This window comes from Salmonella sp. 32120201201600049SM, assembly GCF_017572835.1.
GTDB lineage: Bacteria > Pseudomonadota > Gammaproteobacteria > Enterobacterales > Enterobacteriaceae > Salmonella > Salmonella enterica.
This window is the reverse complement of the sequence record NZ_JAGESA010000031.1, coordinates 1-981: the sequence shown is the minus strand read 5'-3', so window position 1 is coordinate 981 and position 981 is coordinate 1. Positions and strand designations below refer to the sequence as shown.

Annotated in this window: 2 protein-coding genes; both read right to left on the bottom strand. The window is 55.8% G+C overall.

Features of this window, described 5'->3' with window-relative positions:
* On the bottom strand, positions 1–529 hold a 529-nt coding region (gene folP / locus J4650_RS22640), incomplete at its 3' end, for a dihydropteroate synthase (RefSeq protein WP_000259024.1).
* Positions 523–870: a quaternary ammonium compound efflux SMR transporter QacE delta 1 gene (locus tag J4650_RS22635; protein WP_000679427.1), complete on the bottom strand. Its 348-nt coding sequence runs from the start codon at positions 868–870 to the stop codon at positions 523–525. The genes folP and J4650_RS22635, both read right to left, overlap by 7 nt.
* Between the last annotated feature and the right edge of the window lie 111 nt (positions 871–981).

Genomic DNA, 981 nt, shown 5'->3' with positions numbered 1-981 from the left:
CCATCCCCGGATCGAGGATGAGCCGGTCGGCAGCGACCCCGCTCCGTCGCAAGGCGGAAACCCGCGCCTCGAAGAACCGCACAATCTCGTCGAGCGCGTCTTCGGGTCGAAGGTGACCGGTGCGGGTGGCGATGCCATCCCGCTGCGCTGAGTGCATAACCACCAGCCTGCAGTCCGCCTCAGCAATATCGGGATAGAGCGCAGGGTCAGGAAATCCTTGGATATCGTTCAGGTAGCCCACGCCGCGCTTGAGCGCATAGCGCTGGGTTTCCGGTTGGAAGCTGTCGATTGAAACACGGTGCATCTGATCGGACAGGGCGTCTAAGAGCGGCGCAATACGTCTGATCTCATCGGCCGGCGATACAGGCCTCGCGTCCGGATGGCTGGCGGCCGGTCCGACATCCACGACGTCTGATCCGACTCGCAGCATTTCGATCGCCGCGGTGACAGCGCCGGCGGGGTCTAGCCGCCGGCTCTCATCGAAGAAGGAGTCCTCGGTGAGATTCAGAATGCCGAACACCGTCACCATGGCGTCGGCCTCCGCAGCGACTTCCACGATGGGGATCGGGCGAGCAAAAAGGCAGCAATTATGAGCCCCATACCTACAAAGCCCCACGCATCAAGCTTTTGCCCATGAAGCAACCAGGCAATGGCTGTAATTATGACGACGCCGAGTCCCGACCAGACTGCATAAGCAACACCGACAGGGATGGATTTCAGAACCAGAGAAAGAAAATAAAATGCGATGCCATAACCGATTATGACAACGGCGGAAGGGGCAAGCTTAGTAAAGCCCTCGCTAGATTTTAATGCGGATGTTGCGATTACTTCGCCAACTATTGCGATAACAAGAAAAAGCCAGCCTTTCATGATATATCTCCCAATTTGTGTAGGGCTTATTATGCACGCTTAAAAATAATAAAAGCAGACTTGACCTGATAGTTTGGCTGTGAGCAATTATGTGCTTAGTGCATCTAACGC